Here is a 24,812-nt window from a genome sequence, read left to right as displayed (position 1 = left end):
GGATAAAAGACTTAATTGCATATATAAATCAAATTTTTATTGATAATGATATTTATTCTCATTTAAAATAAGATATAGATATAATAATAAATTGTAAATATAGAGGCATAAATGAAGGGTGAGAGGAACGATAATGAAAAAACAACCATGGAAAGTGATGACAACAGTTGCATTGGCTTCATCACTTTTATTAATAAGTGCCTGCTCAAACGAGAAATCAACCGCCAAGGAAGATACAAAAGCAGATATGAAAACGGTAACAAATACAAAAAAAAGCAGCGTATCTGTTCCAGTGACAGATTATACGTTTGATACAGCCGCGAATATGTTTGCTTATGCAGAATTTGAACTCTCCGGAGAGCCATTAGTAGAAGGCCTCGGCTTAGATTTAGATGTTCTTGATGTAAGAAAGCTGGATCAGCCTTCCAAATTCGACTACACAGCGGGTGTAGAATCATATGAATATTCAGAAGAAGCGATGTATGAAGTGACGGAGAAGTCCGGTATGGGCTTACATTTAATCCACGGCCCGGCAGTTTCAGAATTAGCAAAGAAAACAGGAAAAGACGCACCTACTATGCTAGGTGAACGTTTTTATGAACTGGCAGACAGTGTCGGTTATCCAAAAGATGAACTGTTTAGGAATATGTTTCCAACATTAATCGAATATTCCTCTGGTGACCCGCACTACATACAAAAAGTGGATACAAATGTTTATGCAGAAAATGACGATGACTCTTATGTACCAATGTATCAGGTGAATTTTGAAACGTTGCGCTGGGGTCGGGCAAAGATGGACAAAACGTTAAATCCGTCAGCATATGGAGCAACCTTCTTGAAGCAATCTCTTTGGGCTGGAGACTTTATGGGAGGCTTACATAAAGTAGACAGCGATGAAGAACTTGAAGCGACATCACCGAAAGATGATGATGACGCAAACATCGCGTTAGGGGTTAGTTCAGCTGATGGGATGCAGGGAGCCATTCTGACGGAACAAATTTGGAACAAGCTGGCCTACATTCGCGACGGATTATTTTATGATACAGTTAAAAAGCAGCTGACGGCTGGGACTGGAAGCAAATATAATCCGGCTAATGGCTTTGTTTATTTGCCGCACCAAATCGTAGTCGTGGAAGACGGCAATGATGAGATGCCAAACTCCAAACAATTGACCGTAAAAGATGCACGAAGCATGCTGCAAGATCAATGGCTGATGCTGTGGCCGGCATCCGAATTTTACGGCATGACAGATCAGCGTCCGGAAAACAAAGCGCAAAACCCGGCGTTTTTAGCCGCATTTGACGGTAAACCGTTTCCGAGTGCAGCTAAGGAGAATGTAGATGGTTCTGCTGCCAACGATGTAAAGGCATCTGATCCTTATTCCATCAACCGCGATGTGTTGCTGCAAGTTTTTAAAAATATCGATGCCATGCACTTTAACAATGAAGCGGGAGCTTTTATCGATCAACATGACGGAAAGAAACAGGGAGCGCATGTAGATACATTCCAGGCCGGATACACGACAGAGGCGCTGCGAATGTTCCAGCGTGCGATTGACGGTCTTCCTGTCGGATACGCAAATGGTGAGGATGCAAAAGGATTAGAGACAGAAGAAGGAAAGCGTGCTCTGGAAATGATTAAAAAGCAAGCCGACTTTATCATCAATGAGTTAAAACGTGAAGATGGCCTAGTTGCAAACGGCTATACGATCGGAAAAGGCCAGGACGATACAGAGCCAACTTTAGATGCACAACTAGGAGCGATTAGAGGCTTGACTGGAGCATTCTTAGCAACGAAAGAAACGAAGTACCGCGATGCTGCCCGTGAATTATACCAGGCGATGGATGAGAAAATGCTCGATAAAGAAACAAATTTATATTACACAAGTAAAGATGAAATGAAATATAGCCCAATGACAGCAGGGGCTTTATCAGCTGTCTTCCGCGTTGCCTTAAATAATTTATATAACGCGGACGGAGATCAAAATACGTTGTCTGCCCTGGACCGTGAAACGATTATCTCCCGCTATGTTTCTTTTTACGATACAGTTATTGACGGTCCGTCGTTACAAGAAGGAATGCAGGCAAGCGAGCTCTGGGATACAGGAGATGCTTATATTGACGGTCAAAAGCTTGGGAACAACGACAAAGACAATGTTCCACAAGTGCAGGCAGGACACGGGGAATTTGGGATTGCACCTGTTTTAGTGAATGTAGAAGTGAAGAAACGGTAAAGAAGGAAACATTATGTGGAAGCGACTCTTGCAATTGACAATTTTATCTGTAACGACCATTATCGCTGTAAGCTGTATGCCGGAACAAATGGTCACGACCAAAGAGGTCCTTCGTAACCAAGCTGTTCACAGTGATAATATGGTGCTAAATAACAAAGGTGATACACTTTATGTTGCCAATATAGATGTAGACACCGTATCGATCCTAGATGCAAAAACGAAAAAAATACTAGCGGAAGTTTCGGTCGGAAAACAACCACAGCAGCTAACATTAAGTCCTGATGGCCAATATGTGTATGTTTCGTGTTTATTTGATAATCAAGTAGATGTTATTTCAACAAAAAAGAATAAAGTAATAGACTCCATTGAGGTTGGTATTCAACCGTTTGGGCTTGTCACAAGCCCAAACGGTGATACGCTTTATGTAGCAAACTATCAGTCTGGTACGCTATCTATCATTGACACAAATGAGAGAGAAGTAAAGAAGGAAATAAAAATTGGCGACCGTCCTAGAACGGTTGCCATGACAAAGGATGGGAAAAAGCTATATGTTCCTCATTATTTAGATGGCAATATTTCTGTCATCGATACAGAGGTAGACAAAGTGACAAAGACTATTACCTTGGCTAATTCACCGGATCAGACTAACCGTAAGAAAAGCCAGGGGATTCCTAATACGATCGAGCAGTTTGTGATATCGCCTGATGGGAAAAAGGCGTTTGTTCCACACTTGTTAACGAATATCGATACCCCAATTCATTTTCAAGAGACGATCTTTCCTGCGGTGTCCGTTATCGATTTAGAAAAAGACGAAGAAATCGTAGATGAACGAAAAGAGCTCTTTGACGAAATGAATATTCGGGATGTAAAAAATGAAACCATCATTGTATCGAATCCATATGATGTAGCCTTTCAGCCGGATGGCAGCAAAGCCTATGTAGTGATGTCGGGCAGCGAAGACCTTGTCGTTTTTGATTTAACACGTGGCGGAAATGCGACCCAAATTTTGCGACGCATTAAAGGAGATAACCCACGGGGGATTGCCATTTCAAATGATGGCCAAAAACTATATGTTCATAATGCGATGAGTCATAATTTAGCGACGATTCAAACAGGGGGAGACAGCCCTTATGCACGGGCCACTATGTCAGGGGAACCTGTAAAACTGATTAAAAAAGACTCTCTGTCAAAAGAGGTGCGGGAAGGTAAAACAATATTTTACAGTGCCAACAGTGATGAGTTCGCCACAAGCATAACGGGGAACAACTGGATGAGCTGTGCCTCGTGCCATGCAGATGGGGACATGAATCGCTTAACGTTAACGACGGCAAAAGGTCCACGTAATATTCCAAGCAACGTGGTGACGACGGAAACAGGGCTGTTTTTGTGGGACGGGTCACGCAATGAGTTTACGGATTATATTCATACTGTTCAAGGCGAAATGGGAGGCATGATGGAACTTGATCCTGCCAAACCGATCCCAGAAGATGTACAGCATATGTATGATGCACTCCTGGCCTTTTTGAAAGATCCAAACTCGTATCCACCCCCTCAAAGTCCTTATCGGAAAAAAGATGGCAGTTTAACAAACACAGCCAAAGAAGGAGAACGGTTGTTCAACGGAAAAGGAAACTGTCTCAGCTGCCATGGCGGGGAGTTCTTCACTGACAGCGGCAAGGCTGTGAATGGAGAAGGAGAGCTGACGGAACGAAACACAAACTTTCTCCATGATATTGGAACAGGAAGCAAACTCGACGTGCCTTCAAAAGGAGATGCACGCGGTCAATATCAGAATCCGCGTGATGGCAAAAAATTTGATACTCCAACTTTAAGGGGTGTTTGGGCAACTGCGCCGTATTTTCATGATGGCAGCGCAAAGACCATAGAGGATTCGATTGAACGTCATGGAAATGACAGCATTCCGAAGCTATCAACATGGGAAGTGAACGCCATTGCCGAATATATTAAATCGATTGAATAGTCGAAACCTGTCGTGAAAGCGGCAGGTTTTTTTTTGTAAAGAAAGTTCTCTTATATTAATGATGACTCCTGTTAGCTCTTTTTCACGAACCGCGACTTTATTTAGGCAAGCTACAATAATTTTATATAAAGTTTGAAGAAGGAATGTAAACAAATAGTTAATTATTGTAAGCCATAAAGGATTTTAGTATACCCCAAATTGAAATAGTAAAAGATACCGGGTTTGGGGGAGGAGAGAGTGAGTATGAATAAATATCTTTTTATATGATTAACGTTAATTTTGTCATTCTTGCTTATTGCATGTTCTAGAAATGAAAAAGTTAAAGAAATAGAGAAAAATTATCTGGACAGAAAGGAGGAAAAACTTTGTTTTTAAAAATTGTAAAGAATGATTTCCTCAGGAAGAAAATCATAACTGTGACAGTGTTTATATTTATAACCCTGGCAGTTCTTTTGGGGGCTAGTGCAACAAATATCATAGCAAATCTGATTCAGTCGATGTCGGAACTGCAAGAATCCGCAGTTCCAGCTGACATTACGCAGATGCATTCCGGAGAATATGACCAGGCAGAGATCGATAAATGTACAGAAGAACAGCAGGAGAATATAGCGATGCAGGAGACGATGGTTCTTCTGTCCTTTGAAGGAAGTAATATCCATTTTGGTAATAATGAAACGATGGCTGGAACGGTACAGGATATTTCATTTGTTGTACAGAATAAGAAATTTGATTTTATTTTGGATCTAGAAAATGAAAAGCTGGATGTAAAGGAAGGCGAAGTGGCGGTTCCCATCTATTTCATGGAAGAATATGACTTAAAAATAGGTGATGCGATTACGGTGGAATATGAAGGGTACCAGAAAGAGTTTGTCATTTCAGATTATGCTAGAGATTATGAGATGAACTCTTCCCTTACTTCTTCGAAACGGTTTGTTATTAATCAGGCGGACTATGAAGAAATGCTTGAAAATCAGGTAGGGGAACTGGAATATCTTATTGAATTCAAGCTGAAGGAAAACGGGGATTCTCAAGGACTACAGACTGCATACAAGGAAGCAGATCTTCCGGCAAACGGTCCTACTGTCGGAGGAACGATATTTCTGATATTTAATGCCATGTCAGATGTGGCAGTTGCGTTGGTCATTATTCTTATCAGTATTCTGCTGATTATGATAGCTGCGTTCTGTATCAGACTCACGTTTCTGGCAACGATTGATGAAGATTTAAGAGAAATCGGTGTTATGAAAGCGATCGGAGTATCCAAAAAGGATATAAAGAAGGTATATCTTAGCAAATACAGAGTCATGTCAGTGGCAGCCGGTATAATTGGCTATCTGCTTTCCTTTGTGGTGACATACCTGTTTAACGTTAATATGAGACTTTATTTATCTTCGGATTTATCAGGAAACTTAAAATATGTTCTATCTCTTATCGCTCCATTATTTGTATATGTCATGATTGTGATGGACGGCAAGAGAGTACTAAAAAGAATCGATAAGATTTCTGCGGTGGAAGCATTACGTTCAGATATCATGGAGCGTGGAAAGAACCGAAAATACAGTTTTTCACTGCTTAAGAACAAATTCTTCAGCACCAATATTTACATGGGTCTTAGGGATGTATGGAAGCGTTCCAAATTATATGGATTACTACTAATTATTTTTGTCGTATGTACGTTTATTGTCATTCTCCCCTTAAATATGTATAACACCATGAATTCACCGGAATTTTCCACATACATAGGAATTGGAAAAAGCGACATGAGAATCGATCTTCGAAAGACAGATACGATTACAGAAGATATTAATAAGCTGCAGGAAGAGCTGCTGAATGATTTGGATATTGAAAAGTATGCGGCCTACATCACCAGTTCTTACCAGGTCAAAAATGTGGAAGGTTCCTGGGACTATATGAATATTGAAACCGGAGATTTTTCCGTATTTCCACTAAATTATCTGGAGGGAAGATCACCGGAGGGTGAAGGGGAGATCTCACTTTCCTATGCAAATGCATCAGAAGACGGATTAAACAAGGAAGTGGGGGATGAAGTAGTAGTTAAGAATGACGGGATAGAAAAGACGTTGGAAGTATCTGGTATCTATCAAGATATTACAAATGGCGGGAAAACAGCAAAGGCGGATACCGGTCTTGGTGTAAATGAAGATGCTGTTCTTTGGTATATTGTGAGCATGGATGTGGCTCCCGGCGTTGATATTAATGAGAAAATGGACCACTATCGGAATGCCTATGATTCTGCACAGGTAAATGATATCGAAGAATATACACAACAGACTCTTGGTAATATCATTGATCAGATGAGTACAATTGTTATCGGCGGAATCGTCATTGCAGTAATCATTGTTGTATTGATAACTGCATTATTCCTTAAGATGTTATTGTCAAAAGATAAGTCCCAGATTGCCATCATGCGAAGTGTGGGATTAACCTCTAAAAATGTTAAACATCAATATATGGCAGGAACGTTGATGGTACTGATATTGGGAATCATACTTGGAGTACTGGCTTCTGATTATTTAGGGGAGTTTCTTGTAAGTATGGCAATGTCCTATATGGGAGCTGCAAGAATTGAATTTGTTCATATTGCATGGCAGACTTGGCTTCTATGTCCGTTAGTGCTGATTGGAGTAGTTGGATATACGATATCTGTGTGCTGTAAGGGAACGGTAGAAGATGATTTATCTGCAGTGTTAAGAAGTTAGAACTGCTGAAAAGGGTACGGGCGGGAGATGTATCCGCGAAGGTGGAAGAAGTCTCCTTCGTGATGGCTCTGATGCAGAAAAGAGTGCAGATTCCTGAAAAATAAGGCAATCCGGTGTGTCTCTGCGGATATAGACGGTGTTTAAAATGGTTTGCCATTGGAGGAATATATATGAGCAATATATTAGAAGCAAGAAGTATGAACAAAAAAGTAGAATTAGGGAATAATCATGAGCTTCATATCTTAAAGGATGTAGACCTGGAGATAGAAAAAGGTGAATTCGTATCGGTCATGGGGCCATCCGGAAGCGGAAAGTCAACACTGCTATATAATGTAAGCGGTATGGATAGAATAACTTCTGGCAGTGTGAAATTTAAAGGCCGTGAAGTCAGCAGACTAAAAGAAGAAGAACTGGCGAAGATCCGACTGAATAACATGGGATTTATCTTTCAGGATATTAATCTTTTAAAGAATCTGTCTGTGATTGACAATGTTATGTTTCCTGCTCTTGTATCAAAAGATGCGGATAAAAATGCGGTAAATAAAAAAGCAAAAAAGATGTTGGAAATGACAGGAATTGAAAAGCTTGCAGATAATCATATCACCCAGGCTTCTGGTGGACAGCTGCAAAGAGTCGGCATCTGCAGAGCATTGATCAATGATCCGGATATCATATTTGGAGACGAACCGACCGGATCATTAGATTCCAAATCGACAGAAGAGATTATGTCGATTCTTGCAGAGATTAATAAAAAAGGGACAACCATCATGCTCGTTACGCATGATGCAAAGGTGGCAGCAAAAACCGAAAGAGTATTGTTTATGGTAGATGGAAATATTGTGGTACAGAAGAAAATGCGTAAATACGATGCGCAGCATGACGATATTAAGGAAAGAGAAGAAAGCATTAATAAATGGTTAGTGGAAAATGGATTCTAATTTTTCATTGGCATCCGCACAAAGTTCCAATTTAATATTATAACGAACTAATATCTGCTACAGGGGATGGAATAGCATTATGCTCTTTTGGTCTTGTATTATTAAATCTTATTTTAAACGATATAATTATTTGAAACAGCCAAACGGAACATTAATACTTCGAACAAAAGGGAGGTATGGATGTACCTTCCTTTTCTAGTAAAAATTGAATTTATTACCAAACCCGTTATAATAGAAAGTAGGTATTTGTAAGCGGCAACAAGTATGATAATTCTTGAAAAAATAGGAGGAAATTATGGGTAAAGTAGTTCATTTCGAAATTCATGTCAGTGACATGGAACGGGCAAAGAAGTTTTATGGAGAGGTATTCGGATGGTCATTTCAAGATTGGAGTGAGTATGCAGGGATGCCTTACTTTGGGGCAGTGACTGGGAATGAAGATGAACTTGGGATTAATGGTGCATTGATGCAGCGTCAAAGTGCTGCACCGGAACCAAATCAAGCTTTAAATGGATTTGCTTGTACAATGGGAATCGAAAATTACGATGTAACGGAAGCGAAAATTATTGAGAATGGCGGCAAGGTCGCATTGCCCAAATATGCCCTGCCTGGAATGGCGTGGCAAGGATACTATATTGATACCGAAGGCAACATATTCGGCATTCATCAACCCGATGCGAATGCAAAATAGAACCCAAAATTAGGTGAATAAAAACATGAATTCACAAGACACGGCAGGCATGCTTGAAACATTGCGCAATATCTGTCTTGCCATGCCCGAAGCAGTTGAACATATCGACGGTTTTGGTCATAATACTTTTAAAATCAATGGAAAATCATTCGTGATATCAGGTGAGAGCGAGCAGGGATTCAACTTGTCGTTCAAGTCAGATCGGGAAACGCAAGAATTATTGCTTCAGAAAGAGCATTTTTACAAAACGCCCTACATAGGACATCACGGCTGGGTCTCTATTCAAAATCCGAATCGGGAAGACTGGGATGAATTGACCGATCTCATTCAAGAAGCCTATTTACGTGCGGCACCGAAGCGTTTGGTTAAGAAATGGTTTGAACTGCATAAAAGGTGAAGAAAGGCGGAATGCTCTGCCTTTCTTTATTTTTTTCATTTTTATCTACTTACAGGTTGGAGTCGACCAAAAGCCAAGAAATGCATCAAGTTGGCTATTTTTCAGAAAATTATGTACTTCATATTAGTAGTATGCTATAGTTATTGAAAATTACATATCGTGTAAGAATTGGTGCCAAGCTAAGGCTTGGCTTAATAGGGAAGAACGGTGTAATTCCGTCGCTGTCCCGCAACTGTAAATCGGAGTGAATCACAAATACCACTGTCTAGATGACGGGAAGGTGTGAGGAGCCATGATGATAAGCCAGGAGACCTGCCAATTTCTAGTACACACCAAATACCTACGTGGAAATAGGTGGTGACATTCATTTGTACGACAAACGAGTTATGAGCAGCGCTGTTTTGCTATGTTTTTTTAGCATAACTTTAACTTGATTGTAGAGCCATTTCCATTTTGTGGAGATGGCTTTTTTGTATTTGGGATTTGTAATAATAAAAAGGAGGAATGACAAATGAATTTAGTAAGTACAGCGATTGGTTACCCGTACATTGGTGAGAATCGGGAGTGGAAACGGAATCTAGAGTCTTTTTGGAAGGGGACGATAGCAGAGGAATCATTTAAGCTAGAGATGAAAGCCAATCGTTTGAATAATTTGAAGCGCCAGCAATCATTAGGCTTAGATGTACTAACAGTTGGAGATTTTACCCTTTATGACCGTATGCTTGATCTTGCGGCAATGTTTGGGATGGTACCAAGTCGATATCAGTGGACAGGTGATGAAGTAGGTCTAACAGCGTATTATGCAATGGCACGCGGGGCAAATCATGTTGTCGCATGTGAAATGACAAAGTGGTTTAACACCAATTATCATTACATCGTACCTGAGTATGAAAGCCAGTCATTACGATTAACAAAGAACTACCTGTTAGATTATTTTCTAGAGGCCAAAGAAGAACTAGGTCTTATTACAAAGCCTACCATAATCGGTCCTTTTACTTTTGTGAAATTAACGAAAGGATACGATGCCAAATCGAAAGCATTGTTTATTTTAAAAATTTTACCGCTATATGCACAAGTATTCCAACAACTAATAGATGCTGGGGCACAGTGGATTCAAGTCGAAGAACCTGCACTAGTCCTTTCCCTTACAGCGGATGAAGTAAAACTAGTTCAAGAAATTTACAAACAATTAACAGAACAAGTCCCCGCTGCCCAAATCATGTTACAAACATACTTTGAGGGACTCTCAGCATATGAAGAGTTATCACAATTACCTGTTGCAGGAATTGGTCTTGATTTCATCCATGGTGGAGAAGAGAATATGGCATCACTTCGTAAACACGGCTTCCCACGAGATAAAGTATTAGGGATTGGAATCATAAATGGACGTGATATTTGGCGGGCAAATCTGGCTGAAAAAGCAATGAATACAAAAGCTGTTTTATCATTAAGCGGTGTAAAAGATGCTTGGATTCAGTCTTCATGTAGTTTACAGCATGTCCCTGTAACAACAAAGGCTGAAACGAAGCTAGATCCCACCTTAACAAATGCTTTATCATTTGCTGATGAGAAAATGGTTGAGTTAACACACATCACATCCTATGTACGTGATGAGACTTGGACAGGGAACAAGAGTGTGTCACAAAGTATGGTCGCCACTAAAGCCTTAGAGGAACATAAGGCGAGGAAAAATGCACGTGTGAAGGAGCTCGAATTACAAGTAACACATGAGCATTTTACTCGTCCAATGACTTACAGAGAACGTCAACCTTTGCAGAAAGAGGCATTAAATTTACCAGATTACCCAACCACAACAATTGGCAGTTTCCCTCAGTCCGATCAAGTAAAACGTACACGGACAGCCTGGCGTAAAAAAGAAATTACGGATGCTGAATATACAGCGTTTCTGGAAAGTGAAACAGCTCGGTGGATTCAAATTCAAGAAGAGATTGGATTGGATGTTTTAGTGCATGGAGAATTTGAGCGTACGGATATGGTTGAGTACTTTGGAGAAAAGCTAAAGGGTTTTGCATTTACAGAAAAAGCGTGGGTTGTATCATATGGTTCACGATGTGTAAAACCACCAATTATTTATGGTGACGTCGAGTGGATAGCCCCGATGACAGTGAAAGAAGTAGAAGCGGCCCAGCAATTAACCTCTAAATATGTGAAAGGGATGTTGACAGGTCCTGTCACAATCTTAAATTGGTCTTTTGTCCGTGATGATATTTCACGTGAACAAGTAGCCAACCAACTAGCCTTAGCACTGAGAGAAGAGATACAAGCGTTAGAAGATGCAGGCATTGCCATTATTCAAGTTGATGAACCGGCATTACGTGAAGGATTGCCATTACGCAAAGAAAAATGGGCTGACTATTTAGCATGGGGGGTAAACGCCTTTAAGTTAGCAACTTCAAGTGTGAAGAATGAAACACAAATTCATACGCATATGTGCTATTGCGAGTTTAATGACTTTATTGAACCCATTCATGCCCTTGACGCCGATGTTATTTCAATCGAAACATCTAGAAGTCATGGGGAGCTGATTCAATCTCTTAAACAAAATCCTTATGAATTGGGTATTGGTTTAGGAGTGTACGATATTCATAGTCCACGAGTGCCAAGTGTAGAAGAAATCAATACGATATTAAAAGATAGTTTAGAGGTTATTCCAAAGGAACAGTTCTGGGTAAATCCAGATTGTGGTTTAAAGACACGGCATGAAGAAGAAACCATTGCATCGCTAAAAAATATGGTGTCTGCCGCTCGGAAACTACGCCAACAGCAGCATCAAACGGTTTAAATCAAATCTGAACAAATAAATTAAGGGGCCTTTTCCATTATTGGAAAGGCTCTTTGGTTTGTGTAAGTATATATAGGTTTTTTCAATTCGAAAAGGAGTTATATCGGAGTGTATTTTTTTCTCCTGCTTTCAAAAATTCAAATTTTTTTTAAATGTAATGTAAACTTTTCTCTAGGTGATACGTCTAGTAGGCAGGAGGACGATGATGGATGCCATAAAAAAGAATAACGAGCTCAATTCAGAACTTAATATTGTGTATAGGTACCTACGTAAATTGGGCATTCCACAGGCGGATGCGGAGGATGCAGTTCAGGAAGCTGCATATAGATTTCTATTATATTACGATTCAATCCAAACTTCAAAAATACGGAGTTGGTTGATACGAGTGGCGTTAAATTTCTATTATGATCAATGCCGAAAGTACGGGCGGTGTGAATTGAATTTAAACGAGGGCCTTTTAGAAATAGATATAAAAGAGCTTCCTGAAGAAATATTTCTCGAAAAGGAAAGAAAAAGTGAACTGAGATACGCACTCTCTCAGTTAAGACCGCAATTTCAAGAACTATTGCTGTTAAAGTATCATTTAGGTCTAAAATACGAAGAAATTTCGATTCTATTGGAAATAAGTGTAAGTTCAATTAAGACGAATTTATTTCGGGCCAGAAAAAAGTTAGAAAAGATTTATAGGGAGGTAAACCATGAGTGATAATCACGAATCAAAAGAAGAGGAGAAAATCGATTTTGTGAGTAGTCCTTCCTTGCAGAAGGCTGTCAAAAAATCAAAACGGAAGCAAACAATCAAGTACGTCATCATTACGGTTCTTACCACTACCATCTTAATGACCATTGTTTTTATGGGTAGTCAATATATCCTCACTAAACGGGTACAGGATCAGGATTATTTTTACAATAGTATTCACGGAGCAAATATATCAGAGGGCGGTTCTTCCTTTAACTACAATCTTTTTAGTATAACAAAAGAGACTACATACAGGAAAACCATCGGCGATCGTTCTATACTTTGGGATAAAAAGATAGAAAAAATCCCTCTATTCGGACGTATAGAAACTATTGAAAGAGGAAGCGGAATGACGGAAGTCAATACTTTAAATGAAGAAGCAAAAAGATATGTTCGTTATAATGACTTCAACAATGAAAGAAAAATAGATTTTTATTATCCTGGTTTGGCCTACGACTATTTGCCGAATGAACTTGATACTGTTGTAAAATTAGATGAGAATAAGTTAATCGAGGTTGCTTTATCCTTTAAGAAACCAATGACAATATTAGAATTGACTAAACAGCTTGGTCAGGAAAATGTTAATTGGCTATGGGTTGATACAACGTCAACAGCTCAAATGGAATATATGAAAACGACTCTTGATCATGATAGTTTAAAGACTAAGGGAGGTGGAGGTGCCTTTGGGTTGGAGGTTAGATCTGAATTTCCTTATTCTGAAGAAATTGGGGAAGGGTTCATCAGAATGCTGGAACAGTTGAGGAATAAAGGCATCCATAAAAGTTCAATTAATGAGGCCCTGAAGGGAATTAAAGAAAATACCCGAGCGACAAAAGGAAAAATCAGGTTAAACGGAGCCGTTGTAACTGGTACGCCAGCGGAACTTAAACGTTTCCAAAACCTTGATTTCATCCGGGCATCTGTCCTTGGGGCCACAATCGATAAGTATTAATTGGTTTCTATCGTCCAGTTGCACCAGTGGAAAACTGAGCATACACTCGCCTCTCTTCTGATCTAAAAAATTAAGTATACATCACCACCTAGGCATATGTGCATAAAATGATAGTGCACAAAATGGAGGTGTGGTCTTCAAAAATGATGTATTTCAATCAATATTATAGAAATAACCGACCCAATTATGAAAATGCGTATCCATCCATAAATGTACCCATTTCAGAGTTAAGCAGGATAGGTGCTAAGGTTACTTGGGACGGAAAACAAATGGCTTATACAGTAACAAGTGATTATCATCAAATAATGGCTCAAAACCAACAATTAAGACAAAGGCTCTCGCAATTTGAGCGATTGGTTACAAATCAGAACCTAAGGGCAGATGACCAAAACTGGGAAATGCACTTAGCTGATCAGGGAAATACAAAATACTCAAGTGCCATCATGCCGGTAGATTTGAAATTATTGACTTTAAAGAAAGATCCATTTAATAATGCTTCTGCCCTTTTTAGTGTGAATAAGAATCAGCTGTATTCAGCTGAACGAATCTCGAAAAAAATACTCTCTGCAACCGACTTGGACACCTATAAAGAGAGATGGAATTTTTCAACAGAAAACCAAGACGAATTTCTTGATTTGATAGCAAGAGACGGAGTCATATACACTTCAACCATGAATAATATTTATGCTATTAAGGATAATGGTAATGCTTCACAAACACTTTGGACCGTTGCTGCCTTTGCCAATCGTCTCTTAATTGACCAAAATACGTTATTTTATTTAACGAGAACCAGCGAGGGCATGTATGCAATTGGTACAGTTGATGCAAATACCGGTCAAAAGAAATGGAATTTCCCCCTTAAATTCCAGGAGCAAATCGAAGGAGTTTTCGCTGCTGGCGGAAACCGGTTGTTTGCAAATATACGGAATCCCGTTCAAATGACCTCCAAAATGTATGCATTCGATACGTCCTCTGGCACGGTGCTTTGGACATTTGATCTTGATTCAAGCTTGCCTATTTACGGAGCCCCTGTCTATAAAGAGGAGAAGCTTTACTTCGAAACGAAAAAAACAACTAGAACGATTTGGGCATTGGATGCAGCCAGCGGAAGAACATTATGGAAGTATAGTCCAACTGGATACTATGCACAGCCCCTTTCGGTAACGAATGATTCTCTAATTGTCCTTGATGAGGCTAATATTATGGCAATTGATAAAAATACAGGGGTACAAAAATGGAAAACTATGTACGCAGAACAGTTTGTTTCAGGTGGACTTCAGACTATTACTGGATCAGATGGAATGGTCATAGCATCAGACAAAATCATTATGGAAAATTACAACAAGCTCAAATTCTTTAATACAGCCAATGGACAGCTTATTTATTCAACGCTACAGCTTTCTACTACAACGGGCGGTGTGGGCGTACGGCCAATCGGAGTCATCAAAGACACCATTTTTGTAACGGAGTCCAATCAAATCCTCTATACCTATGCGGTGCCAAAGCCAAGTCAGCTCGATACCGAAAAGCCAACGGCAACGATTGATTTACAACCGGTCAACCAACTCACTTTTCAAGATGGGAAGAATCAAATTAAAATTCCCATTACCATAAGTGAAACGGCGGATATGGATGTAACCATTGTTGATGAAAGCGGTCAGGTAGTTCAAACCATTGGGTGGGGACGACACTTGAAGGGTACATCCAATTTTTATTGGGATGGAAAAAACAGCCGTGGCTTTAACGTGATCCGTGGAAATTACTACCCAATTGTAAAACTCACAGATCTTGCTGGGAATAAGAATGAGTATACAGCACGTGACAAATCAATACTGATTACAGAAGGTTTCGGTCTAACCTTGAAAAATGCCAACTTGCGCTCGGCAGCAACCACACAAAGTACCATCCTAAGAACGATCCCTGCTGGTTCAGAAGTGGTCATAACTGGAGAAACGGGTGATTGGTATCAGATTGAGTATAGGATTGTCAGCGCGGTTCAGAAAGGATATGTCTCCAAGCCATTAATCAAAGTTCCATCCAATCAGGAGATTCAAGCAATCGAAAATGCTAAGACTAGGACAAACGTCAATGTTAGAACCTATCCTGGAACTCAGTATGATACAAAGTTCGTGCTCCCGATGAATACAGATATAAAAATTTATTCCGCTATCGGAGACTGGTATTCAATAGAATACAAGAAAGACAGCACTACATCGGATTCTGGGTATGTAGCAAAATTTACTATAACCCTTCCTACTGTATCCACATTTATTTACACTGTAATTGCTGGGGATTCCCTCTGGAAAATCGCCCAAAAGAATGGTGTAACGATTGACTCCATCGTCAAAACGAACAACCTCGATCCGAATCAACCAATCTATATTGGCCAAAAACTGACCATAGTGAAATAATCATTTTTCAAAAAGAGAGCTCGCTCTCTTTTTTCATGCGAAAGTGAGGGCTCAGAATATATGAAAGGTATGGATAGAGAATTTATTTGACATTTCTAACCGACGTGTTAACATTATCCATGCAGAGCAATTTTTACAAATTAATAGATGAAGCAAATCCGCTAGAGGTGCCTTTTTAAAAGGCTGAGATTGAAGTGATACTTCGGGACTCTATGAACCTGATCTGGGTTATACCAGCGTAGGGAAGTGGAAACATGGATATTTGAAGAATCATGTTTATATTTCAAATTATCAACCACTTTCTTATCAAAAGGAAGTGGTTTTTTGTTTTTCACTTTATTTCATAGAGAAGCGGAATCTTCTTAAAGGGGTGACTTGTATTTTAACTAGTGTTAAAGAGTTGCATATTATATCCAATGGTAAAATGCCGATCGAACAACTACGTGAAATTGTCATGGATATTCACCCATATGTAACCGCGATTCACTTACGAGAAAAACAAAAAACAGCGAGGGAGCTTTTTCAAGCAGTTGAACTATTAACCACGACAAACCTGCCACTATCAAAGATTATTATCAATGATCGTGTGGATGTTGCCTTAGTTACAAAGGCAGGAGGGGTTCAATTAGCTTTTCATAGTTTAGATGCAGCTATTGTCAAAGGAAATTTTCCTCAGCTTAGGGTAGGGAGTTCCACCCACTCCTTTGAGGAAGGACAAAAAGCAATAGAAAGTGGTGCTGATTACCTGCTTTTCGGCCATGTCTTCCCTTCACAATCAAAACCAGGAATGACCCCTAGAGGTCTTGAGGAATTATCAAGGATCACACAATTAGAGGTTCCGGTTATTGCCATTGGAGGCATAACCCCTGAGAATACGGGGCGGGTACTCGATGCAGGGGCAAAAGGGATCGCGGTCATGTCAGGAGTTTTGGAAGCCCGCGATCCATTATTAGCAGTAAAGGCTTATATAAATGTATTAAGAGATGGAGATGGAACAAGTGGAAAATTCATTTGATGTTGCCATAATCGGAGGAGGGATTAACGGATCCTCTATTGCCTATCAACTATCAAAAATGGGAAGAAAAGTAATCATAATTGAGAAGGAACGATTGGCTTGCCAAGCTTCCAGTGCGGCTGCCGGTATGCTGGCAGCACAAGCGGAGATTGAACAAGATGGTCCTTTATTCCAGGTGGCATTAAAGAGTCAAGCCATGTTTTCTACTCTATCTAGCGAGTTATATGAATATACTGGAATTGATATCGAGTTTGTGAATAAAGGAATGCTGAAAATTGCAGAAACGGAAGAAATAGCAGTAGAAGTAAAAAAACAGGTCAACTATCAAAGGAATTGGGATCCAACTATAAAATGGCTGGATGGAAAGGTATTACGAGAAATGGAACCGTCTTTAGCACCAAGTGTTGTTGGAGGGATGTATCTCCCCAACGATGGACATGTGCAGCCAGCAAAGTTAACACAAGCGTTTGCAAAAGCGGCAGTTTATTTTGGAGCGGAAATACGTGAAAATACGGAGGTCCTTTCTTTTCTTTTTGAAAACGGTCAGGTTAAAGGGGTTAAAACGACCAATGGCGTCATACATAGTGAACAAGTAGTCGTGGCCACCGGAGCTTGGGCAACGAAATTAATGCGTGAATCTGGGCTGGACATTAGCGTGTATCCTGTTAAAGGAGAATGCTTTTCCGTTCGAACGGAGGAGCCGATTATTAACACGACTATTTTTTCCGACAAACGCTGTTATCTGGTACCAAAACGAAATGGGGAAATTTATATTGGGGCTACCATGATTGAAAATACCTTTGATAACAAGGTTACACCCGAAGGGATTGCTTCATTAATAGAAAGAGCGACTCAACTGGTTCCTCAGATTAAGGAAGCAGCATGGGAGCGAGTGTGGTCAGGATTCAGACCGCAGACAGGCGATGGAATCCCTTATATTGGCGAGCATCCAAAATGGAAAAGATTGTTCGTTGCAGCAGGGCATTTTCGAAATGGGATTTTATTAAGCCCTATTACAGGGAAAATAGTAGCTGACCTATTAGCAGGTAGCCAGCAAGATGAGGCTCTTCTCGCATCTTTTCACCTTGAAAGACACAAAGAGATAGTTGGTTAGGAGGTTAAAGATGGAAGTAATATTAAATGGCGAGTATATCCAATTACCAGAGCATGTCGTATTTGTTTCAGATGTTCTCAAGCATTATGAAATCCTTGATAAGGTCGTTGTCGTGGAAGTAAACGGTGAAATATTAACCAAAATAGATCACCAAAGTACTAGATTATCAGATAAAGATCGAATTGAAATAGTCCATTTTGTAGGAGGCGGTTGACATGTTAAAAATAGGTTCATTATCCTTTCAATCTCGTTTGTTTCTAGGAACGGGAAAGTATCCAAGCTATGAAATCCAAAAGGAAGCAGTGAAAGTTTCCGAAGCAGAAATCCTCACGTTCGCGGTAAGACGAATGAATATTTTTGAATCAAGTCAGCCGAATTTTTTAGAACAGCTAGACACCAATAAATATACGCTACTGCCTAATACAGCAGGTGCGAAAACAGCGGCAGAGGCCGTCCGTATCGCAAAATTAGCAAAAGCATCTGGCCTCTGCGATATGATTAAAGTGGAAGTGATTGGCTGTGATAAAACATTACTTCCTGACCCGATTGAAACCCTAAAGGCGACAGAAGAATTAGTGAAGGAAGGATTTATTGTCCTCCCTTATACCTCAGACGATGTTGTTTTAGCTAGGAAACTTCAAGAAGCTGGCTGTCATGCTGTCATGCCAGGGGCATCGCCAATTGGATCAGGTCAAGGTGTCATCAATCCCGTAAACCTTAGCTTTATTATCGAACAAGCCGTCGTTCCTGTTATTGTTGATGCTGGAATTGGCTCACCGGCCGATGCAGCTTTAGCGATGGAATTAGGGGCCGATGGCGTCTTATTGAATACGGCTGTGTCAGCGGCCAAGGATCCGGTAAAAATGGCAAAAGCAATGAGATTAGCGATTGAAGCTGGACGTTTAGGCTATGAGGCCGGCCGAATCGAGAAAAAGAGATATGCTACAGCAAGCAGTCCAAAGGAAGGAATGAGTATCGGGTGATTAATCGGTACTCACGACAAGAACTTTTTTCACCCATTGGAAAAGACGGCCAGCAGCGAATTTCCGATAAACATGTACTCATAATTGGAGTGGGAGCACTCGGATCAGCATGTGCCGAAGCACTTGTCCGCGCTGGAATTGGTAAACTAACCATTGTTGATCGTGATTATGTAGAATGGTCCAATTTACAGCGGCAGCAGTTATATACAGAAGAAGATGCCAAAAATCGAATTCCTAAAGTAATAGCGGCCAAAAACCGCTTAACAGCCATTAACTCTTCTGTGAAAATGGAGGCAATCATTGCGGATGCCTCTGTGTTAGAGCTGGAAGACTGGGCCAAAAAAGTTGATCTTATTATGGATGCAACGGATAATTTCGAAACAAGAATGATCATTAACGATGTATCCCAAATGTATGGTGTCCCATGGATTTACGGTGCTTGCGTTGGAAGCTACGGAATCTCCTACACGATCATTCCTGAAAAAACACCTTGCCTTTCTTGTTTAGTAGAAACCGTTCCTCTTGGAGGATTAACCTGTGATACAGCTGGAATTATTAGTCCAGCTGTTAACATGGTCGTTTCTTTTCAAATAAGTGAAGCATTGAAAATTTTGGTTGGTGACTTGGATTCATTGCGAAATAAACTTGTTTCTTTTGATTTATGGAAAAACCAATATAGTTCCATACAAGTAGATAAATTGAAAAAGAGGGATTGTCCTTCTTGCGGGGAAGAACGTACTTACCCTTATTTATCATTTGAAAATCAAACAAAGACAGCTGTCCTATGTGGAAGAGATTCTGTTCAGATACGTCCTTCGATTCCAATGGTTCGTGATTTGGAGGCTTTAGAAAAAATATTTGCGAATCAAGGGGGAGCCGTGGAGCGAAATCCTTACCTTCTATCGTATACGGTGAATTCTCACCGATTAGTCCTTTTTAAAGACGGAAGGGTGTTAGTACACGGAACGAAGGATATTTCCGCAGCAAAGGCACTATATCATAGATACTTGGGCTGATTAGAATGAAACAACGGCTGGCTTTAATGTTCCTATATTAATATCTACTGTTTAAAAGAGAGCAAACGTGCTCTCTTTTTTCAATTAACAGATATTATGTTGGCATTGTAGTGTCAGTGGTTATGCTTGGGCTTTCCATCCTGCTCGCTCGATGACTGATTTTGAAAAAGCAAATTGCCTAATTTTTCTTCTAGGAAAACGAAAGAAAACAAAAATAATTAATTGAAAATTTTAATAAATAAGATTAGTATTAATAGTGGAATACGGATTTTTGCTCTTTTCTAATCGTGCTCTTTATAAGAGGGAATATAAGGAAGCTATTTTTAATAGGCAATGATTCTCTAGATCTATGGATGCTAGAATTTAGGCCAAAATAAGACGTAGGAACTTCTACGCTTATTTTGGCTTTTTATTTAGGTTAAATGTCGTGAGGAGGAGGGTACGAATGGAACTAGATCAGATTAAACGGCTGAACTTTCTACTTGAAATATATATAGATGTGAATGTAGATAAAGATTTCTCTGTTTTATCAAAAAACGCAGACTCATTCTTTATATTGAATATGGCGGGAGAATTGACTTATGTGAATGATGTTTGTGAAACACTCTTGGGATGCACTGCATCCGAATTATTACAGATGAGATTGAGTAATATTTTCCTCTCTTCTGGTTTAAATGAAACGCAAACATTTTTTTTCGAAAAAGGTCGTGAAAAACTAACAAATTTTGATTCAAGAATTAGTATGAGCCCTGGAACAATAATGGACGTAAATGTAACTGCTTTCCCAATCCTTTTTAATGAAGAAGTGGTGGGGTCCTATGTAGTACTAGAAGATATATCTTTGATTAAAAAAGAAAGGCAAATGCTATCGGAAAAACATAACAAGGCCTACTTCTGATAACTTATATAGTAAGAGGGGGGCGTGAATCATATGGAGATAAGAAGACCTGAACGGGAGGACCAAGAAGAGTTAAGTCGATTTTTTAGAATTGTCATTACAGACACTTTTGCTAGAGAAGGACTAGCTGAGATGGTGGAGGAAATAGAACAGGAAATCGAGTTAAAGATAAAATACGTGCAAAGTGATTTAGAAAGTAATGGGGAGAATCGCTATTTTTTAATCGCTTTAGATCATGACAAAATTATCGGTACCATTGAGTATGGCGCTGCTAGTGACCTCATTACTAGTTGTACAGATGGGGCATTAAAGGAATTGGTAGAGATAGGCACCGTATTTGTGCATCCTGACTTTCAGAGAAACGGGGTTGGAAATTTGCTGTTGAATGCCATGTTTCGAACCTTAGAGAAAAAGGATATAACGGAATTTTGCCTCGATAGTGGATATACGAATGCACAAAAGATATGGAAGAAGAAATTTGGGGCACCCGAATATTTGGTAAAGGATTATTGGGGCGAAGGATTTGATCATATGATTTGGAGAGTAAAGACTTATCATCATCATAAGTAGAAAAGGGCCCAATCTAATGACTGGGCTCTTTTCGAATTCCATCTTTCTGATTATTTCTCAAACCACAGTTTCGTTTTGTCATCGGGATCACCATTGTAATTAATCCGGATTTCCTCGCCCTCTTTAATGTCGGTATAAGCATAAAAGTTAATGGTGCTCTTATTTAGTTTTCTTTTAAAGATGGCGTTCGGTTTGCTGGAATGGTTAAATAGCGACCCAATACCCAGTGCTAATGCACATTCATCAAACTCTTTTCCCCACCAGAAGACATAATCAATCAAGGTCGTTTTTTCCAAATACTTAAACTCTTCTTTAGGGAAGATGATGACCGGTGACACTTCTAAAAGCTCATCCTTCTTAATATCACGAGTTGCGAAAATCCCTCGCCCATGTTGAGATTGCTTTACCTCCAACATATCTCTGTATACCTCCAGTTTCCCTTCATACATTTCCAGTTTTTTATTAAGGTATGAAAAAAGAAGGTGTTTGGTTTAGGTTATTTGAGAGAGGAGCTTAATTAATGTGGAAAAAAATATGGCTCTCTTTTAGGAGAAACAGAGAAGGAGATATAGCCAGCGTATCGAATTTAATTACAGTTGCTGACTTATTTAATGGGGATGATTAACTTGGAGAAAAAGATTTTTGTGATAAGGCACTGTGAGGCGGAAGGACAATCAAGCGAGGCACGGCTTACTGCAAAAGGAATCAGGCAAGCAGCCGATTTAGCTGAATTTTTTGTGGATGTGAAAATGAATCGCATTATCTCAAGTCCCTTCTTACGGGCCATCCAGTCCATCGAGCGGGTTGCCGCGCGGGAAAAAATAGACCTTGAAGTTGAGGATAGGTTAGCGGAGAGAATTTTAAGTAGAGAGGTTTTACCTGATTGGCTTGAGAAATTAAAAGCTACATACGATGACTTAGATCTAAAGTTCGACCACGGCGAGTCCAGCCGGGAAGCGATGAACCGTGTTGTTAGTGTGATGGAAGAAATATTTAAGAGTGATTCGGAAAACACACTAATCGTCACCCATGGAAATTTGATGTCATTACTATTAAAAAATTATCTCCCGGATTTTGGCTTTGAGCAATGGAGAAACCTTACAAATCCGGATGTGTTTCTTTTGAAGTTAACGAACAATGAGATTACCATAGATAGGCTGTGGCGGGGTTAGGTTAGGTGCTGGAAAATATAGAAAAAAACCTATGCTGACAGCGAGTTTTCTGTAATCCTTTTTGTATGGCCTCAATAGATGGGTGAATGTTGCTTAAACGGTTATAATGATAGTGGAGTTGATTAGGATGAATTCGAAGGATGTAAATGCACGGATCGAGGCATTAGACTATTTACGGGGATTTGCATTACTGGGAATTATTCTGGTTAATGTCATTCCCTTACTTTCGGTAAAAGTACCACTTCCCGGTACTGGCAATGCAACGTATTTGAGGTTTTTATACCTATTTGTCGAAGGGCGCTTTTATACAATCTTTACTTTTTTGTTTGGTGTGGGCTTTTACATTTTTATCTCAAGGGCAATGGCCAAGGGGAAAAACGGAAATATGTTGTTTTTGCGCAGGATAGTCGTCTTATTTTTACTTGGACTCGTCCATGTGCAATTCCATCCAGGGGAAGCATTAACGATTTACGCCGTTTATGGCCTGATTATTTTGCCATTTTACAGAGCCAGTAAGGTTGTAAATCTTGTTTTTGGGGCGGCGATGGTGCTCGTCTTTAGTTTTTTTGCTGAAAAAATCTTCATGGTCGTCCCCCTGATGTTGTTAGGAATTGCTGCCGGGCAGTACCGGGTATTTGAACGCGATGTCCACCATTGGAAAATGACTGCTCTTTTTACTGGGATCATGTTTGTCTTGAGTATCGGTTGCCTTATGTATCAATATCAATATGCACCGTTTGAATTTGGCGATGCTTTGGATGAAACCAGCATCGAAACGAAAATGTTCTTACATATTGGAATCATGATTGGTCCAATTGTTTCGGCGTTTTATGTGGGGCTGTTGATGTTGCTGTTACGTTTTTCAATAATCCGTAAGGTCTTATCTCCTTTAAAAAGCTACGGACGGATGGCGTTGACAAACTATGTTTCACAAACAATCCTAATCCTGACAGCAGGGAAAGGATTGGATTTAGTCGATCAACTCACTTACATCCAATCACTATATCTGTGTTTAGTGATTTATGTGATCCAACTTAGTTTCAGTTCACTATGGCTGCGGTACTTTCGATTCGGTCCATTGGAATGGATGTGGCGCGCGATGACCTATCTTGAGCTCCCGCCAATGAGAAAACCTAAGATATAAGCTCGCGCCGACTGTACGGTGTGGGATTCAAGAAAAATAAGTCAGTCCCCCACGAGTTTGGATGTTGGAGGACTGACTTTTTTTATGTGAGGAGGAAAAGAAAGGCGGCTAAGTTGAAAGGTTGTTATTTTTCAATTTCTACATCGTGTTCCTTTGCTAGATGATCCAATTTTGTTTGATAATCACGAATATGTTTTCGGGCATCCGCCAACATGTCATTGGCTTTTTGAATTAAATTTGCGTCCTGTTCTTCTAAGGCCTGCTTAATTATTGCAAAGGCATTAAACTGTATATCTGCTCCTTCAATATATATTTCGTGGATTTCTCTTACCTCATCTGTTTCTATTTTTACAGAATCTAGCTCTTTAATAAATTCGTTGTAATTCGGAATAACATCGTTTATTAACACATTGTACATGGTTTGATCATCCTGATAGTTTGAACCTGAGACATCGTCATAGGCTGATATGGCAGCCTTTTCTAATTTCCCCGCATCCTTCATTTCTTTATTTACATAGTTAAGTAAATCATCTTGCACAGGATCACTGGAGCATCCAGACATTAAAAACAAAATGGGTAAGAATATAGCCAATAGCCATTTTTTCACTACATCACCTCCTAATGCCCAATTTATGAGGGGAAGGAAGTCCAATATGTGTTTGTAAAAGCTTTATTTTATCCATAGTTCAGGTGGTATTATCTGTCAAATCAATGGCCAAAGAAGTAGAAAGTGCCTTATAAAAGTTTTAATAATGTTAAATGGGAAGTGAGCGCGCAGTTTGACAGAAAAATCTGTCCGAACTGGGTGCTTTTTCTATGTGAAAGCTTTGTCATTTTTACAAGAAAAATGAGGATTTATCCGATCTTGGGAGAGGGTAATGCAAAATATGTCTATTTTCCTCGAAATAGGTGATTCGTAGGTATAATATTCTAGTTTTTCTTAGGCGTTTAATCATGTGTGTATGAGGAAATATATCCAAATATGGCTATTTTTTAAATGTGTGTTTAGTAAGGAACACCTAGGTTTTGATAGCT

21 protein-coding genes and 2 riboswitches are annotated in these 24,812 nt (G+C 39.6%); of the genes, 19 read left to right on the top strand and 2 right to left on the bottom strand.

The features are described from left to right. The first annotated feature begins 133 nt into the window (after positions 1–133). From V7137_RS03570 to V7137_RS03490, 17 genes are all read left to right on the top strand, one after another. Complete coding sequence (locus V7137_RS03570; protein WP_335696786.1) at positions 134–2,233, top strand: hypothetical protein; 2,100 nt, start codon at positions 134–136, stop codon at positions 2,231–2,233. Positions 2,234–2,309: 76 nt separating this feature from the next. Next, positions 2,310–4,214, top strand: coding sequence for a beta-propeller fold lactonase family protein (locus V7137_RS03565; protein WP_335696788.1), 1,905 nt, complete (start codon positions 2,310–2,312; stop codon positions 4,212–4,214). 365 nt (positions 4,215–4,579) lie between these two features. After that, entirely contained in the window at positions 4,580–6,934 is a 2,355-nt protein-coding gene (locus tag V7137_RS03560) for an ABC transporter permease (RefSeq protein WP_335696785.1), read from the top strand. Between the two features lie 170 nt (positions 6,935–7,104). Continuing rightward, entirely contained in the window at positions 7,105–7,872 is a 768-nt protein-coding gene (locus V7137_RS03555) for an ABC transporter ATP-binding protein (protein ID WP_335696784.1), read from the top strand. A gap of 295 nt (positions 7,873–8,167) precedes the next feature. Continuing rightward, positions 8,168–8,563 carry a VOC family protein gene (locus V7137_RS03550; RefSeq protein WP_218348019.1) on the top strand — a complete coding sequence of 132 codons (396 nt, stop codon included), beginning with the start codon at positions 8,168–8,170 and terminating at the stop codon, positions 8,561–8,563. Positions 8,564–8,588: 25 nt separating this feature from the next. Continuing rightward, positions 8,589–8,960: an MmcQ/YjbR family DNA-binding protein gene (locus tag V7137_RS03545; RefSeq protein WP_335696783.1), complete on the top strand. Its 372-nt coding sequence runs from the start codon at positions 8,589–8,591 to the stop codon at positions 8,958–8,960. A 152-nt stretch (positions 8,961–9,112) separates the two neighbouring features. Then, a riboswitch (cobalamin riboswitch) is annotated at positions 9,113–9,294 on the top strand. 177 nt (positions 9,295–9,471) lie between these two features. Next, positions 9,472–11,763, top strand: coding sequence for a 5-methyltetrahydropteroyltriglutamate--homocysteine S-methyltransferase (gene metE / locus V7137_RS03540; RefSeq protein WP_335696782.1), 2,292 nt, complete (start codon positions 9,472–9,474; stop codon positions 11,761–11,763). Between the two features lie 205 nt (positions 11,764–11,968). After that, complete coding sequence (locus V7137_RS03535) at positions 11,969–12,469, top strand: RNA polymerase sigma factor (protein WP_335696781.1); 501 nt, start codon at positions 11,969–11,971, stop codon at positions 12,467–12,469. Continuing rightward, on the top strand, positions 12,462–13,454 hold the full coding sequence (locus V7137_RS03530) for an anti sigma factor C-terminal domain-containing protein (RefSeq protein ID WP_335696780.1): 993 nt from the start codon (positions 12,462–12,464) through the stop codon (positions 13,452–13,454). Before V7137_RS03535 ends, V7137_RS03530 begins: the two co-directional genes overlap by 8 nt. Positions 13,455–13,597: 143 nt before the next feature. Next, positions 13,598–15,865, top strand: a complete 2,268-nt coding sequence (locus V7137_RS03525) for an outer membrane protein assembly factor BamB family protein (protein ID WP_335696779.1) — start codon at positions 13,598–13,600, stop codon at positions 15,863–15,865. A gap of 153 nt (positions 15,866–16,018) precedes the next feature. After that, positions 16,019–16,127: riboswitch (TPP riboswitch) on the top strand. Beyond that, entirely contained in the window at positions 16,128–16,880 is a 753-nt protein-coding gene (gene tenI, locus V7137_RS03520) for a thiazole tautomerase TenI (RefSeq protein ID WP_335696778.1), read from the top strand. Continuing rightward, a complete protein-coding gene (gene thiO, locus V7137_RS03515) occupies positions 16,864–17,994 on the top strand; it encodes a glycine oxidase ThiO (RefSeq protein WP_420490079.1) in 1,131 nt (376 codons plus the stop codon). Before tenI ends, thiO begins: the two co-directional genes overlap by 17 nt. A gap of 10 nt (positions 17,995–18,004) precedes the next feature. Then, a complete protein-coding gene (gene thiS / locus V7137_RS03510) occupies positions 18,005–18,208 on the top strand; it encodes a sulfur carrier protein ThiS (RefSeq protein WP_335696776.1) in 204 nt (67 codons plus the stop codon). 1 nt (position 18,209) lies between these two features. Next, entirely contained in the window at positions 18,210–18,977 is a 768-nt protein-coding gene (locus tag V7137_RS03505) for a thiazole synthase (RefSeq protein ID WP_335696775.1), read from the top strand. Next, the gene (locus V7137_RS03500) at positions 18,974–19,993 is read left to right on the top strand and encodes a thiazole biosynthesis adenylyltransferase ThiF (protein WP_335696774.1); all 1,020 of its coding nucleotides are present in this window, start codon (positions 18,974–18,976) and stop codon (positions 19,991–19,993) included. Before V7137_RS03505 ends, V7137_RS03500 begins: the two co-directional genes overlap by 4 nt. Positions 19,994–20,438: 445 nt before the next feature. After that, positions 20,439–20,891, top strand: a complete 453-nt coding sequence (locus tag V7137_RS03495) for a PAS domain-containing protein (protein WP_335696773.1) — start codon at positions 20,439–20,441, stop codon at positions 20,889–20,891. A gap of 24 nt (positions 20,892–20,915) precedes the next feature. Further along, entirely contained in the window at positions 20,916–21,461 is a 546-nt protein-coding gene (locus V7137_RS03490) for a GNAT family N-acetyltransferase (RefSeq protein ID WP_335696772.1), read from the top strand. 50 nt (positions 21,462–21,511) lie between these two features. Here V7137_RS03490 and V7137_RS03485 read toward each other — a convergent pair whose 3' ends face one another. Then, positions 21,512–21,877 carry an SET domain-containing protein gene (locus V7137_RS03485; protein WP_218348009.1) on the bottom strand — a complete coding sequence of 122 codons (366 nt, stop codon included), beginning with the start codon at positions 21,875–21,877 and terminating at the stop codon, positions 21,512–21,514. A 201-nt stretch (positions 21,878–22,078) separates the two neighbouring features. Between V7137_RS03485 and V7137_RS03480 the strand changes: the two genes are divergently transcribed. After that, positions 22,079–22,633, top strand: a complete 555-nt coding sequence (locus V7137_RS03480; RefSeq protein WP_420490084.1) for a histidine phosphatase family protein — start codon at positions 22,079–22,081, stop codon at positions 22,631–22,633. Positions 22,634–22,760: 127 nt separating this feature from the next. Continuing rightward, a complete protein-coding gene (locus V7137_RS03475) occupies positions 22,761–23,777 on the top strand; it encodes a DUF418 domain-containing protein (RefSeq protein ID WP_335696770.1) in 1,017 nt (338 codons plus the stop codon). A gap of 124 nt (positions 23,778–23,901) precedes the next feature. Here the strand turns inward: V7137_RS03475 and V7137_RS03470 are convergent, their stop codons facing one another. Next, positions 23,902–24,384, bottom strand: a complete 483-nt coding sequence (locus V7137_RS03470; protein ID WP_335696769.1) for a hypothetical protein — start codon at positions 24,382–24,384, stop codon at positions 23,902–23,904. Positions 24,385–24,812 lie beyond the last annotated feature (428 nt).

The organism is Neobacillus drentensis (assembly GCF_036962765.1).
Classification (GTDB): domain Bacteria; phylum Bacillota; class Bacilli; order Bacillales; family Cytobacillaceae; genus Neobacillus; species Neobacillus drentensis_C.
Note: the sequence above shows the minus strand (reverse complement) of the source record. Positions and strands in the feature narration are given on the sequence as shown.